The sequence below is a fragment of the Variovorax sp. RKNM96 genome (genome assembly GCF_017161115.1).
Taxonomy (GTDB): domain Bacteria; phylum Pseudomonadota; class Gammaproteobacteria; order Burkholderiales; family Burkholderiaceae_C; genus Variovorax.
The window spans coordinates 1,307,564-1,321,503 of record NZ_CP046508.1 but is presented as its reverse complement, the minus strand read 5'-3'; the positions used below and the strand labels follow the sequence as shown (position 1 = coordinate 1,321,503).

The window sequence follows — 13,940 nt, the reverse complement described above, 5'->3', positions numbered from 1 at the left end:
GGCAGAGCCGGGCACCGGGCGCGGTCATTTTCACTGTTTGTCGCGTGCGTTGTAGCCCACGGGGTGCCAGCCATCGTCTTCGAGCCTGAAGCTCAACCGTTCGTAGACAACGTTGCCATTGCCCGTGTATGTCGAGAAATCGACGCTGGCGTAGAAGCCGGCCGGCACACCTTGGCTGTTGCCGTTCTCGTGAATGCGCGTCACGCGATCCCAACTGCGTTCACGCACCGTTCCGACTCTCTGGCGTTCTTGAACGATACCGTTCACGTAGTCGGCCTGCGAGAAGCTCGTCCTGATGAACGGCGCGGACGCGTTCCACAGGTCCGGGCCGCGGCTCTCGTCGATCTGGCGAAGGGTCTGCTCGCTCGCACGCAGCAACTCGTCGGCCGATGCGCCTGATGCTTGCGGGTTGCCCTGGGCCCCCGCCGCGGTGCTTGCAACGGCCAACACGAGGCAGATGCCGAAGCGGCGGCGCAAAGCGGGCGTTGCGTGGGTGGACATGCGTTGTGTCATCTCTGCTTTCTTCTCATTTGTTGGACGCAACCCGGCGCCTGCGCCGTGCGGCCGCCTCGGTAACTGGCGTCGACGAGCCAAAATCGACAAGGATGTCCGGGTGAAGCAGGACCTCGTGCCCCGGAAAGGTGGCCTTGCCCTTGAACAGCCGGGTGGCCATCGGCTCGACAAGAACCAGCCTGTCGCCCATGGGCCGGACCTGGAAGTCGTCGACGCGGATCATCCGCACCGGCCGCCAGACGCCTTGGGGCAACCCCGCGCCGTGCCACTGGGTCACGAGCCAGAGCTGCCTGCCGATCCGGAGTGCATCCGTTTCGCAGATGCCCCTCGGATTCAGGGGCACCAGCACCACGGCGGCCGCCGTCCCCGCATCGAGGACCGTCGGCTTTGCAAGCGACGGCAATCTTCGGGTTGCGTCGGCGATGGCCATCAGTCGAATTCGTAGCCGACACCCACGCCGATGTTGAACCGGGTCCCGCTGTAGCCGCCGTTGACCTTGTAGACCCACTTGCCATCGTTCGAGCGCGACGAGAAGCCGACGGCGATGGCGCTGTAGCCCGAGTAGTTGCCCACCCCCACGGACAGCAGCGTCTTGCCCGGCGTCATGGCTTGCGGCAACGTGCTCATGGCGGTCGCCATCGCCACGCCCGAGTAGGCGATGCGTTGCACGCTGGCAATCTGGCCCTGCAACTGGCTCTGCACCGCTCCCAACTGGCCCACGTTGACCGCATCGGTTGGTGCAATGCCCGGCGCGACGTTGGAGATGCGTGTGCCGTTGGGCGCCTGGCCGTTGCCCAGCGTGACCTGGTTGTAGTTGACCGACCCATCCGGGTTGGTCGCGTACTGCACGCTGCTGGCGGCCACCGCATTGGATGCAGCGCGCAGTTGCGCGACGTTGGTCGCATCGCTGTCGGCCGAGCCGGCCGCCACACCGGTGATCTGGCGGAACTGGCCGTTGGCGGCATCGCCCACGGACACGGCGGCTTGGGTGCTGGTCGTGGCTCGGATGGCCGCTTCCTGCTGCGCATTCGCGCTGCCGGGGATGTAGCCGACCACACCTGCTGCGGTCGTCGCCTTGGACCCCGCGCCCAGCGCCACGCCACCGCTTTGCGTGACCAGCGAGCCGAAGCCGATGGCTGTGCCTTGCGAGACGTTCTGCGCCTGGCTCAGCACCGTGCCGCCGGCGTCGGCCTTGTCGCCCAACGCCACGCCACCGCCACCTGCGCGGGAATCGACACCGATTGCCTGTGAGCCCGTTGCCAGCGCGCCCGAACCGATCGCGATGGCGTTGGCCCCCGTGGCCTGCGCGCCAAAACCGATGGCGACTGCGCCGTCGGCCGTTGCCTTCGCACCGTTGCCAGCGGCGAAGGAGTTGGCGCCGCTCGCCAGCGACTGCGGGCCGATCGCCACGGATTCCTGGCCGGTTGCCTTGGAATCGGCTGCCGTCGAGTTGGCGTGGAAGTACTTGGTGCCCTTGTCGTTGATCGTGTTGACCGTCGTGCTCAGGCTGCTGATGCTGCTGGTGGCAGTGCTCAGGCCCGTGGAGGTCGAGGTCGACAGGCTGGCAAGGCCGCTGGCCGAACCACTCACGCTGGTGGACAGGCTGTTGAGGCTGCTGTTGGTCGTGCTCAGGCCCGTCGACAGGCTCGAGATCCCGCTGGTGGCAGTGCTCAGCCCGCTCGATGTAGACGTCGACAGGCTGTTGACGTTGCTGTTGGTCGTGCTCAGGCCGGTGGAGAGGCTCGAGATGCTGCTGGTGGCGGTGCTCAGGCCGCTCGACGTGGAAGTCGAGAGGCTGTCGACACTGCTGGTGACAGTGCTCAGGCCAGACGAGGTCGAGGTCGAGAGGCTGTTGATGTTGCTGGTGGCCGTGCTCAGGCCGCTCGACGTGGAGGTCGAGAGGCTGCCGATGCTGCTCGTGGCGGTACTCAGGCCGGAGGACGTCGAGGTCGACAGGCTAGTGATGCTGCTGGTGGCAGTGCTCAAGCCCGACGATGTCGAAGTCGACAGACTGCTGACGTTGCTGTTCGTCGTGCTCAGGCCGATCGACAGGCTCGAGACGCCGCTGCCGACAGTGCTCAGGCCGGTAGACAGGCTGGCGATGCCGCTGGTCGCGGTGCTCAGGCCACTCGAAGTCGACGTCGACAGACTGCTCACGCTGCTGTTCGTGGTGCTCAGGCCCGTAGACAGGCTCGAGATGCCACTGGTCGCAGTGCTCAGGCCGGACGACGTCGAAGTCGACAGGCTATCGATGCTGCTTGTGGCGGTGCTCAGGCCACTTGAGGTCGAAGTCGACAGGCTGTCGATGCTGCTCGTGGCCGTGCTCAAACCGCTCGAGGTCGAAGTCGAGAGGCTGCTGACGTTGCTATTCGTCGTGCTCAAGCCGGTCGACAGGCTGCTGATGCCGCTGGTTGCCGTGCTCAGGCCGGACGACGTGGAAGTCGACAGGCTATCGATGCTGCTCGTGACGGTGCTCAACCCACTCGAAGTAGAAGTCGACAGGCTGCTGACACTGCTGTTGGTCGAGCTCAGACCCGTAGACAGGCTGGAGATGCCGCTGGTCGCAGTGCTCAGGCCGGACGACGTCGAAGTCGACAGGCTATCGATGCTGCTTGTGGCGGTGCTCAGACCGCTCGAAGTAGACGTAGACAAGCTGCTGATGCTGCTGGTCGCCGTGCTCAAGCCCGATGAGGTCGACGTCGACAGGCTGCTGACGGCGCTATTGGTCGTACTCAAACCTGTGGACAGGCTCGAGATGCTGCTGGTCACTGTGCTCAGCCCGGACGACGTGGAAGTCGACAGGCTGTCGATACTGCTCGTCGCCGTGCTCAGACCGCTCGACGTGGACGTCGACAGGCTGCTGACACTGCTGTTGGTCGAGCTCAGACCCGTAGACAGGCTGGAGATGCCGCTGGTCGCAGTGCTCAGACCGGACGACGTCGAAGTCGACAAGCTGTCGATGCTGCTCGTGGCCGTGCTCAAACCGCTCGAAGTAGACGTAGACAAGCTGCTGATGCTGCTGGTCGCCGTGCTCAAGCCGGATGAGGTCGACGTCGACAGGCTGCTGACGGCGCTATTGGTCGTACTCAAACCTGTGGACAGGCTCGAGATGCTGCTGGTCGCGGTGCTCAGGCCGGACGACGTGGAAGTCGACAGGCTGTCGATGCTGCTCGTAGCGGTGCTCAGACCACTCGACGTCGAAGTCGACAGGCTGCTGACATTGCTGTTGGTCGTGCTCAGGCCGGTGGACAGGCTCGAGATGCTGCTGGTCGCCGTGCTCAAGCCAGACGATGTGGAGGTCGACAGGCTGTCAATGCTGCTCGTCGCCGTGCTCAGACCACTGGACATGGACGTCGACAGACTGTCTATGCTGCTCGTGGCAGTGCTCAACCCACTCGATGTGGAAGTCGAGAGGCTGCTGATGCTGCTGGTCGCCGTGCTCAAGCCCGACGAAGTGGAGGTCGACAAGCTGTCGATGCTGCTCGTGGCCGTGCTCAAGCCGCTCGAAGTCGAGGTCGACAGGCTGCCGATGCTGCTGGTCGCAGTACTCAGGCCACTCGACGTGGAAGTCGACAGGCTGCTGACGTTGCTGTTCGTCGTGCTCAGGCCGGTAGACAGGCTCGATATACCACTGGTCGCAGTGCTCAGGCCCGACGAAGTGGAGGTCGACAAGCTGTCGATGCTGCTCGTGGCCGTGCTCAGACCAGATGACGTCGAAGTCGACAGGCTGCTCACACTGCTGTTGGTCGTGCTCAGGCCGGAGGACAAGCTCGAGATACCGCTGGTCGCAGTGCTCAGACCGGACGACGTGGAGGTCGACAGGCTGTCGATGCTGCTTGTTGCGGTGCTCAGACCAGAAGACGTCGACGTGGACAGACTGCTGACGGTGCTGTTGGTCGTGCTCAGGCCGGTAGACAGGCTCGAGAGACTACTGGTCGCTGTGCTCAGACCCGACGACGTCGAAGTCGACAGGCTGTCGATGCTGCTCGTGGCGGTGCTCAAGCCGCTCGAAGTAGACGTAGACAAGCTGCTGATGCCACTGGTCGCCGTGCTCAAGCCGGACGATGTGGAAGTCGACAGGCTGTCAATGCTGCTTGTGGCAGTGCTCAGGCCACTTGAGGTCGAAGTGGACAGGCTGTTCACACTGCTGTTCGTGGTGCTCAGACCCGTGGACAGGCTGGAGATGCCACTGATCGCAGTGCTCAAGCCGGACGACGTCGACGTCGACAGGCTGTCGATGCTGCTCGTGGTGGTGCTCAGACCAGAAGACGTCGACGTGGACAGACTACTGATGCTGCTGGTGGCAGTGCTGAGACCCGATGACGTCGAAGTCGACAAGCTGTCGATGCTGCTCGTGGCAGTGCTCAGGCCACTCGAAGTAGACGTGGACAGACTGCTGATGCTGCTGGTCGCTGTGCTCAGGCCGCTCGATGTGGAGGTCGACAAGCTGCTGACAGTGCTGTTCGTCGTGCTCAGGCCGGTAGACAGGCTCGAGATACCACTGGTCGCCGTGCTCAGGCCCGACGACGTCGAAGTCGACAGACTGTCAATGCTGCTCGTCGCTGTACTCAAGCCGCTCGAGGTCGACGTGGACAGACTGCTCACACTGCTGTTGGTCGTACTCAACCCCGTCGACAGGCTGGTGATGCCCGTTGAAGTCGAAGTGGACAAGCTATCGATGCTGCTGGTCGCCGTGCTCAAGCCGGACGACGTGGAGGTCGACAGGCTATCGATGCTGCTCGTGGCAGTGCTCAAGCCGCTCGAAGTAGATGTCGACAGACTGCTGATGCTGCTGGTCGCCGTGCTCAGACCAGACGATGTCGAAGTAGACAGGCTGCTCACGCTGCTGTTCGTGGTGCTCAGACCCGTAGACAGACTCGAGATGCCACTGGTCGCCGTGCTCAAGCCGGACGACGTGGAGGTCGACAGGCTGTCAATGCTGCTCGTGGCAGTGCTCAGGCCACTCGAAGTAGACGTGGACAGACTGCTGATGCTGCTGGTCGCGGTGCTCAGACCAGACGACGTCGAGGTCGAGAGGCTGCTCACGCTGCTGTTCGTGGTGCTCAGTCCCGTGGACAGACTCGAGATGCCACTGGTGGCCGTGCTCAGGCCGGACGACGTGGATGTCGACAGGCTGTCGATGCTGCTCGTGGCGGTGCTCAGACCACTTGACGTCGAAGTCGAGAGACTGCTCACACCGCTGTTGGTCGTACTCAACCCCGTCGACAGGCTGGTGATGCCCGTCGAGGTCGAAGTGGACAAGCTATCGATGCTGCTGGTGGCAGTGCTCAAACCACTCGAAGTAGATGTCGACAAGCTGCTGATGCTGCTCGTGGCCGTGCTCAATCCGCTCGAAGTCGAAGTCGACAGACTGTTCACGTTGCTGTTCGTGGTGCTCAGGCCCGTGGACAGGCTGGAGATGCCACTGGTCGCAGTGCTCAGGCCAGACGACGTCGAAGTGGACAGGCTGGAGATGCCGCTGGTCGCAGTGCTCAGACCGGACGAGGTCGAAGTCGACAAGCTGTCAATGCTGCTCGTGGCGGTGCTCAGGCCGCTCGAAGTAGACGTGGACAAGCTGCTGATGCTGCTCGTCGCCGTGCTCAGACCAGACGATGTCGAGGTCGAGAGGCTGCTTACGCTGCTGTTGGTCGTGCTCAGGCCAGTAGACAGGCTGGAGATGCCGCTGGTCGCAGTGCTCAGACCGGACGAGGTCGACGTCGACAAGCTGTCAATGCTGCTCGTGGCGGTGCTCAGGCCGCTCGAAGTAGAGGTCGACAGGCTAGTGACGTTGCTGTTGGTCGTGCTCAGGCCAGTGGACAGGCTCGAGATGCTGCTCGTCGCGGTGCTCAGGCCAGAGGAAGTCGAAGTCGAAAGACTGCTGATGCTGCTGGTTGCCGTGCTCAGACCAGAGGAGGTCGAAGTCGACAGGCTGCCGATGCTGCTGGTAGCGGTGCTCAAACCAGACGAGGTCGAGGTCGACAGGCTACCGATGTTGCTCGTAACCGTGCTCAGACCAGACGAGGTCGAAGTCGAAAGACTGCTGATGCTGCTGGTTGCCGTGCTCAAACCAGACGACGTTGAAGTCGACAGGCTGCTGATGCCACTCGAGGTAGACGTCGACAAGCTGCCAATGCTGCTGTTCGTCGTGCTCAATCCGGTCGAGGCGGATGTCGACAGGGACGAGATCGCACTCACCGCCGAGAACAGTTGGCTGCCGTTCACCGCATCGGTGCTTGCGGACGTCACCTGGCCGGCCGCGACGTTCTGGATCCGGCGCTCCGCTCCCGCCGCACCGACGCTCACCAGACCCGTCGGAGTCGCGCCCGCGAAGCCCGTCACCGTGCCGGTACCGCCGGTGGCCGCGGAGGCCGCAGCCGTGGTGCTTGCGCCATTGCCCAGGGCAACGCTGTTGTCGACGTTGGCCACGGTCCCCACGCCGATCGCGACCGCGTTCGTGTTGAGTGCCTTTGCCGTGTTGCCCATCGCCAGCGAGCCGCTACCGGCCGCATTGGCCTGGCGCCCCAACGCCGCCGAGTTGGCACCAAGCGCGCGGGCATTGGAGCCCAGGGCAACGGCTTCGGAGGCGGCAGCGCCAGTGAACGCACCAAGGCCGAAGGCCGACGAAAAATCACCCTGTGCATTAGCGTTGGTACCAACCGCCGTCCCCTGGTTGCCTTTGGCCGTCGTGTCCGCACCGATCGCCACGCCGCTGCTGGCACTCTGCGCATTGGCCCGGACACCGATCGCAACGCCGGCCTGGCCGGCCACCATCGAATTCAAGCCGATGGCAATGGTCTCGCCGCTCAGGGTATTGGCGTTGTTGCCGATGGCAATGGCGTTGTTGCTCCCCCCTCTGCTTCCCGAGCCGAATGCTATGGCATCGGTTCCTACGGCGTTTGCACCGAAGCCGAAGGCGCTGCTTCTGGGGCCACTTGCGGTTGCCGTCTGGCCGAATGCCATCGCGTTGTTTGCCGAAGCGCTCGACTGCGCCCCCAACGCAATGGCCGACGAGCCTGTTGCCCGGGCTGCATTGGCGTTGCCCGAAATGTTGTTGCCGATGGCAATGGCTCCAGTGCCATTGGCCATCCCTCCCCCAATGCCTGTTGCACCAAAGCCACCTGTGGCGCTCGAGCCGGTACCCAATGCCGTTCCCGCCTGCGAGGAAACGGTGGTGCCATTGCCGACGGCCAAGCCGTCCAGGCCCGAGCAATTGGCCACCGCGCCGAAAGATCCCGTTGCACCGATTGCAATGCAACCCACTCCCGTCGCATTGAAACTGCCGATGCCGAAGCCCTGGTTGTTCCCCGTGAACGTCGGCTGTCCGAAAGCATGCGGCGTCATCAGCGCGGGCAACACGAACCCGCACACCCATGCGATCGGCCGCAGCCTCGCAATCTTGAATCCGCTGGCGACCACCCGCGTGGTCCCCGACCCGCCACACTTCGCAAGCTCGGACACCGCCACCCAGGTACCGAGCGCCTCACTCCAGATCACACGACAGATTTTGTTCACGCCTTGGCCTCTTCAGATGGATTGACTGCTGTGCTCGCCTCTCAGGCCAGGCACAGGCAGCCGACTTCCATCGACGCCTCAGGCACTCTCCCTCGAACTCGCCGGGCGATGCTAGGTTTGCCTCTCTCGACAGCCCATTCCCGAAGATGGAAAGTTCGATAACCAAATGGAACTCCGGCGGAAATCGCCCCCAGCGTGTGATCTAGTTCCTATGATTCGCGCAGGCGACAAACCATTCATTGAACGGACCGACGCATGGACATCACACCCCGCGACGTGACCTACTTTCTTGCTGTCGCCAAACACGGGCGACTCGCCAAGGCGGCCGAGGCTTGTCATGTGACCCAACCGGCGATCACCAAGGCCATCCAGCGGCTGGAGGCCGAGTGCGGCCTGACGCTGTTCGAGCGCGATGCGCGCGGCACGCGGCTCACGGCCGAAGGTGAGCGCTTCAGAGAAGTGGCCGAATCGCTGGGCAAGAGTTACGAGGAGGCTGTGCGCGTGGCCGCCAACGTGCGCGCGCAGCAGTCGGGGCTCCTGCGCCTGGGCACCACCGACTCCACGCGCGCGGGGCTCGTGCCGCTCACGCTGTCGGCCCTGCTGCGCCAGCGACCGGGGCTCCGCGCCACGCTGCAGATCGGGCAGTCGGACCTTCTGGTGCGCGGCATCGTCGAGGGGCATCTCGACGTCGCGGTCGTGCCCACGTACGGTCCTCCGCCGGAGGGCTGCGACCATGTGAATGTCGGCGCAGATCCGCACCTTCCGGTGATGAGCGCGAAGCATCCGCTGGCCGGGCGTTCACGCCTGGTGCCTGCCGACCTCATGCCTTACAGCTGGATCAACACGGCACAGGACAAGACCGGATTCCAGAGCCTGAGCGCGCTGTTTGCCCGCTACCGGCTCCCCGCGCCCACGGTCGCGGTCGAGATCGAATACGCATCGGAGGCTGTGTTGTCACTCGTTCGAACCTCCGACCTTCTGGCGATGATTCCGCGCTCGTTGTTTCGCGCGACCGATCGGCTCGATCTTCATCAGGTCGCGATTCCGGAGTTCTTCATCGATCGCTCGGTGATGTGCCTCACGCGTTCGGGCGTGGAGCGCTCGCCATTGACCGCTGCGTTCTGCGATCTGTTGATGCTGCAGGCCGAAGCCCGGCGAGGCGGCGCTTCCGCTTAGGTGCAGGTGGCCCGCGGCAGGTGAATGTCGCGGACCTGCCCCCTTCGCGCAGAGGCGCGGGGGTCGCGCTCGCGCAATTCGACGATCACGCGACTCGCCTGCGAATACCCGGTGCTCATTGCCTGCAGCGCGGTGACGAACCTCTCTCCCTCCCGGGTCATGCACGCAGTTCGCGCATGCCGCACCACGAGCGCGAGACCGAACTCCGTTTCTACCCGCTGGATGGCCCGGTTCAGCGCCGAGAGCGTCACGCCCAGCAACGCCGCAGCCTCGAGCCGGTTCGCCGAGCTGGAGAACGCCAGGAAGTAGTCGATGTCTCTGAAAGAGAGGCGCATGAAGTGGATGTAGATGCCGGAAGCCGGAAGCCGGGCATGAATTGAAAGTCGGAACCTCCATCGCGCGGCGGACATGCCCATGAAATCGCCAGTCTGCTGTTGGCGACGGCCGCTTGTGTCGCCTCGCTTTCATGCAGACAGGCTTCGATTCTCCGGCGCCCCGATGCGTCGATTCGCCCATGGCAATCAACTTCGATGCCAGAACGATCAACATCGGATCGGCCCTGCACAACGACAGGAAACCGCTTGCGGAAGTGCATAGACTGCACGGCCCTGTTGTGCTCGAAGGAGATTCTCAGTGAGTTTCGTGCTCGGTGACGTCGATCATTTTCTGGCCGTCGTTGCGGCCGGCAGCCTGTCGGAAGCCGCAGTGGCAACCGCGCTTCCGATGGCGACATTGAGCAGGGCGGTGCAGCGCCTCGAGGATGAATTCGGCCTGCAACTGTTCGAGCCCAACTCCCGCAAGAAGCGTCTCACCACGGCGGGCCTGCGTTTTCTCGGGGCGGCGCGAAACCTGAGCGCCGGGCATGGCGACGCCATTCGCGTGACCTCCGAAATGCTGTACGAGAAAGGCGGACTGCTGCGCATCGGTTTTGCGGACATGACGCGAGCCCAGGCAGTCTCCGATGCCCTGGCTGGCTTGCTGCGCAACCACCCGAAACTGCATGTGCGACTGCGCGTGGGCCAGCCCGACCGGCTCATGATCCAGGCCGTGCGAAGCGGCGAGCTGGACATCGCGGTGTTGTCGACCAACGTGGAAGACGCCGAAGGATGCGATTGCATCGTGTTCGGCATCGATCGCTGCCGACCCGTCGTGCGGACGGGCCATCCGCTCTCCCTGCTTACCGAGGTGAAGCTCGCCGACCTGCAAGGCTACGAGTGGATCTTTGCGACACCGCCATCGAGTTTCAGGCGCGCGCTGAATGCCGTGTTCGCAAGCCACAAGCTCAAACTTCCGAAGGTGAGGGTCGAAGCCGAGGCGTATTCGGATTTCCATCTCTCGCTGGTTCGGTCCACGGACCTGATCACGCTGGTCCCTCAGGCATCGCTGCAGGCGGTCGGCGGCGACGGTTTGCATGTGCTCGATCTGCCGGTCTTGCATTTGCCGAGGACCGGGGTCGCCATGACGCGCGCTGGCGCGGCGTCGTCACCGCTTCTCGTCGCTTTCAGGGACGCCTTCGTGAGCGCCAGCGCCGCTTCCGTCTGGCACTAACCCGCGGGGCTATCGCGGCGGTGGCCCCGCACCGCCGACGGCGCAAGGTCGAAGCGGGCCCGAAACCTGGCGGCGAAACGCGAGGCCGAGATGTAGCCGCTGTCCAGCGCAATGCGGGAAATGGGGAGATCCGTCGATTGCAGCAACGCCAGCGCGCGCCACATCCGGGCGTCGGATACCAACTGCTTGGCCGATATCCCTTCCGCGCCGAGACGACGGCGCAGGGTTGCCTCGCTCGTCGAGAAAGCGGCGGCCAGCGAGGCAACACTCCAATCGGCCGCGGGATCGTCCGTCACCATCTCGCGAATCTGGTCGCCGAGCGACTTCTTGCCCGGCGACGCGAGGCGCAATCCTTGCGCCTGCAGCCAGATCAGCACCTCCAGCACGCGGTGCTTCACGATCGGGCGCGGCAACCGGTCGCTGGTCTCGAGAGCCTTGCACGCGGTCGTGAACGCGTCTTCGAAGGAGGCGTCGACCGACGGCAGCCGCCTCGCGCCCTCGATCGGCGCCGGCTCTGCGGACCCGGATTCTTCAGGCGGGATGACCAGGTCCGTATCCCAGGCCAGCCAGTCCGAGCGGTAGGGCTCGTCGCCACCGTCCGGAGAGTTGGTCACGTCGTAGACGCCAGGTGTCATCAGGATGCCCTCGCCGGGTCCGGCCGTGCAGACGGCCGCGCCGCGCCGGACGGTTCTCCTGCCGCAGCGCACGAGCACCAGGAGAAAGTAGTCGGTGGACAGTTCCCGCAGAACGGCGTCGCTGGTCTGGATCGTCGTGCCCGCCGCTGCAAGGTGCGGCACCCGGAATATCTGGCGATGCAGGCCGGCTGGCTGTTTTCCCATATGGCTGTCTCCTTCTTTTCCCCGGCTGGAGGCGATCTGTGCCATTCGAGGGGCATCTTATGCGTCTGCTTCGGTCCTCGAAAAGCACGACCGTTCAGTTCCCGGTTGGCTGTGAACCGGAAGCCGGCCACCGCCCCCTGACCTTGAAAGGTCACGGATTGCCCTTATGATTAGCACTCGCTGATGATGAGTGCTAACAGCCCTCGCTCCCCAGTCGATGGGTCGCCAACCTCCGGGTCCGGCGCCCGACCACCAACCCGTTTCTTATCCATATCCAGGAGATGCAATGAAACTTCGTCCTTTGGCCGATCGTGTGATCGTCAAGCGTATCGACAGCGAAACCAAGACCGCCTCCGGCATCGTCATCCCCGACGCAGCCGCTGAAAAGCCCGATCAGGGTGAAGTCCTGGCCGTGGGCCCGGGCAAGCGCAACGACAAGGGCGATCTGGCCGCATTGACCGTCAAGGTCGGCGACCGCGTCCTGTTCGGCAAGTACAGCGGCCAGACCGTCAAGGTCGATGGCGACGAACTGCTCGTGATGAAGGAAGACGACCTGTTCGCAGTCGTCGAGAAGTAAGCCTTCTCCCTTTCGATTCATTCAATCCAATCCATTCGGAGTTAATTCATCATGGCAGCAAAAGACGTAGTCTTCGGCGGAGAAGCCCGCGCACGCATGGTCGAGGGTGTCAACATCCTGGCCAACGCAGTCAAAGTGACCCTGGGCCCCAAGGGCCGCAACGTGGTGCTCGAACGCTCGTTCGGCGCCCCCACCGTGACCAAGGACGGTGTGTCGGTCGCCAAGGAAATCGAACTCAAGGACAAGCTCCAGAACATGGGCGCCCAGCTCGTGAAGGAAGTGGCTTCCAAGACGTCGGACAACGCTGGTGACGGCACCACCACCGCGACCGTGCTGGCACAAGCCATCGTTCGCGAAGGTTTCAAGCTGGTGGCTGCCGGCATGAACCCGATGGACCTGAAGCGCGGCATCGACAAGGCCGTGACGGCCCTGGTCGCCGAGCTGAAGAAGGCTTCCAAGCCCACCACCACGTCGAAGGAAATCGCTCAAGTCGGCTCGATCTCGGCCAACAGCGACGAAACCATCGGCAAGCTCATCGCTGACGCGATGGACAAGGTCGGCAAGGAAGGCGTGATCACTGTGGAAGACGGCAAGTCGCTGGACAGCGAACTCGACGTCGTCGAAGGCATGCAGTTCGACCGCGGCTACCTGTCGCCCTACTTCATCAACAACCCCGAGAAGCAATCGGCGCTGCTCGACAACCCCTTCGTGCTGCTGTTCGACAAGAAGATCAGCAACATCCGTGACCTGCTCCCCACGCTGGAACAAGTCGCCAAGGCTGGCCGTCCGCTCTTGATCATTGCCGAAGAAGTCGAAGGCGAAGCCCTGGCTACCCTGGTCGTGAACACGATCCGCGGCATCCTGAAGGTCGTGGCTGTCAAGGCTCCTGGCTTCGGCGACCGCCGCAAGGCCATGCTGGAAGACATCGCCATCCTGACAGGCGGCAAGGTCATCGCTGAAGAAGTGGGCCTGACGCTCGAGAAGGTGACGCTGGCCGACCTGGGCCAAGCCAAGCGCATCGAAGTGGGCAAGGAAAACACGATCATCATCGACGGCGCTGGCGCTGCTGGTGACATCGAAGCCCGCGTGAAGCAAGTGCGCGTTCAGATCGAAGAAGCGACCAGCGACTACGACCGTGAAAAGCTGCAAGAGCGCGTGGCCAAGCTGGCCGGCGGCGTGGCAGTGATCAAGGTTGGCGCTGCCACCGAAGTCGAAATGAAGGAAAAGAAGGCTCGCGTCGAAGACGCCCTGCACGCCACCCGCGCTGCAGTGGAAGAAGGCGTCGTGGCTGGCGGCGGCGTGGCTCTGCTGCGTGCCAAGCAAGCCGTGGGCGACTCGGTCAAGGGCGACAACGCCGACCAGGAAGCCGGCATCAAGCTGGTGCTCAAGGCCATCGAAGCGCCCCTGCGCGAAATCGTGAACAACGCCGGCGGCGAAGCCTCGGTGGTGGTGAACGCTGTGCTGGCCGGCAAGGGCAACTACGGCTTCAACGCTGCGAACGACACGTACGGCGACATGCTCGAACTGGGCATCCTGGACCCGACGAAGGTCACCCGTACCGCACTGCAGAACGCCGCATCGGTGTCCTCGCTGCTGCTGACGACCGAAGCCATGGTTGCTGACGCACCGAAGGACGAGTCCGGCGCCGGCGGCGGCATGCCCGACATGGGTGGCATGGGCGGCATGGGCGGCATGGGCATGTAATGCCCGGCTGAGCTCTGCTCACCAAAACAAAAAGGGCCGCGCAAGCGGCCCTTTTTTCCATTGCGCGTTCG

General features: G+C 63.7%; 9 protein-coding genes. 4 read left to right on the top strand and 5 right to left on the bottom strand.

All coding sequences use genetic code 11. From position 1 onward, the window contains the following. Positions 1-30 precede the first annotated feature (30 nt). Genes GNX71_RS05985 through GNX71_RS05975 form a run of 3 tightly spaced genes read right to left on the bottom strand, consistent with a single transcriptional unit; the run spans position 31 to position 8,025 of the window. Positions 31-501 carry a DUF4019 domain-containing protein gene (locus tag GNX71_RS05985; protein ID WP_206177468.1) on the bottom strand — a complete coding sequence of 157 codons (471 nt, stop codon included), beginning with the start codon at positions 499-501 and terminating at the stop codon, positions 31-33. A 25-nt stretch (positions 502-526) separates the two neighbouring features. Then, complete coding sequence (locus GNX71_RS05980; RefSeq protein WP_206177467.1) at positions 527-943, bottom strand: hypothetical protein; 417 nt, start codon at positions 941-943, stop codon at positions 527-529. Next, on the bottom strand, positions 943-8,025 hold the full coding sequence (locus GNX71_RS05975) for a YadA-like family protein (protein ID WP_206179362.1): 7,083 nt from the start codon (positions 8,023-8,025) through the stop codon (positions 943-945). Before GNX71_RS05975 ends, GNX71_RS05980 begins: the two co-directional genes overlap by 1 nt. A gap of 255 nt (positions 8,026-8,280) precedes the next feature. Here GNX71_RS05975 and GNX71_RS05970 point away from each other — a divergent pair, with 255 nt between their 5' ends. Beyond that, positions 8,281-9,201, top strand: a complete 921-nt coding sequence (locus GNX71_RS05970; protein WP_206177466.1) for a LysR family transcriptional regulator — start codon at positions 8,281-8,283, stop codon at positions 9,199-9,201. Here the strand turns inward: GNX71_RS05970 and GNX71_RS05965 are convergent. Then, positions 9,198-9,617: a LysR family transcriptional regulator gene (locus GNX71_RS05965; protein WP_206177465.1), complete on the bottom strand. Its 420-nt coding sequence runs from the start codon at positions 9,615-9,617 to the stop codon at positions 9,198-9,200. The two genes, GNX71_RS05970 and GNX71_RS05965, sit on opposite strands and share 4 nt — an antisense overlap. Positions 9,618-9,834: 217 nt before the next feature. On the opposite strand from GNX71_RS05965, the gene GNX71_RS05960 reads away from it, so the two are divergent. Next, on the top strand, positions 9,835-10,749 hold the full coding sequence (locus GNX71_RS05960; RefSeq protein ID WP_206177464.1) for a LysR family transcriptional regulator: 915 nt from the start codon (positions 9,835-9,837) through the stop codon (positions 10,747-10,749). Here the strand turns inward: GNX71_RS05960 and GNX71_RS05955 are convergent. After that, on the bottom strand, positions 10,746-11,633 hold the full coding sequence (locus GNX71_RS05955) for a helix-turn-helix domain-containing protein (RefSeq protein ID WP_206177463.1): 888 nt from the start codon (positions 11,631-11,633) through the stop codon (positions 10,746-10,748). The two genes, GNX71_RS05960 and GNX71_RS05955, sit on opposite strands and share 4 nt — an antisense overlap. A 241-nt stretch (positions 11,634-11,874) precedes the next feature. Between GNX71_RS05955 and GNX71_RS05950 the strand changes: the two genes are divergently transcribed. Continuing rightward, the gene (locus GNX71_RS05950; protein ID WP_176660349.1) at positions 11,875-12,165 is read left to right on the top strand and encodes a co-chaperone GroES; all 291 of its coding nucleotides are present in this window, start codon (positions 11,875-11,877) and stop codon (positions 12,163-12,165) included. 51 nt (positions 12,166-12,216) lie between these two features. After that, positions 12,217-13,869 (top strand): chaperonin GroEL, encoded by a 1,653-nt coding sequence (gene groL, locus GNX71_RS05945; RefSeq protein ID WP_206177462.1) that lies wholly within the window; start codon positions 12,217-12,219, stop codon positions 13,867-13,869. Positions 13,870-13,940 lie beyond the last annotated feature (71 nt).

Excerpts from the sequence above, each read along its gene's own strand:
- groL (WP_206177462.1), top strand. The coding sequence starts at position 12,217 with ATGGCAGCAAAAGACGTAGTCTTCGGCGGAGAAGCCCGCGCACGCATG.
- GNX71_RS05955 (WP_206177463.1), bottom strand. The coding sequence starts at position 11,633 with ATGGCACAGATCGCCTCCAGCCGGGGAAAAGAAGGAGACAGCCATATG.
- GNX71_RS05970 (WP_206177466.1), top strand. The coding sequence starts at position 8,281 with ATGGACATCACACCCCGCGACGTGACCTACTTTCTTGCTGTCGCCAAA.
- GNX71_RS05950 (WP_176660349.1), top strand. The coding sequence starts at position 11,875 with ATGAAACTTCGTCCTTTGGCCGATCGTGTGATCGTCAAGCGTATCGAC.
- GNX71_RS05980 (WP_206177467.1), bottom strand. The coding sequence starts at position 943 with ATGGCCATCGCCGACGCAACCCGAAGATTGCCGTCGCTTGCAAAGCCG.
- GNX71_RS05985 (WP_206177468.1), bottom strand. The coding sequence starts at position 501 with ATGTCCACCCACGCAACGCCCGCTTTGCGCCGCCGCTTCGGCATCTGC.
- GNX71_RS05965 (WP_206177465.1), bottom strand. The coding sequence starts at position 9,617 with ATGGGCATGTCCGCCGCGCGATGGAGGTTCCGACTTTCAATTCATGCC.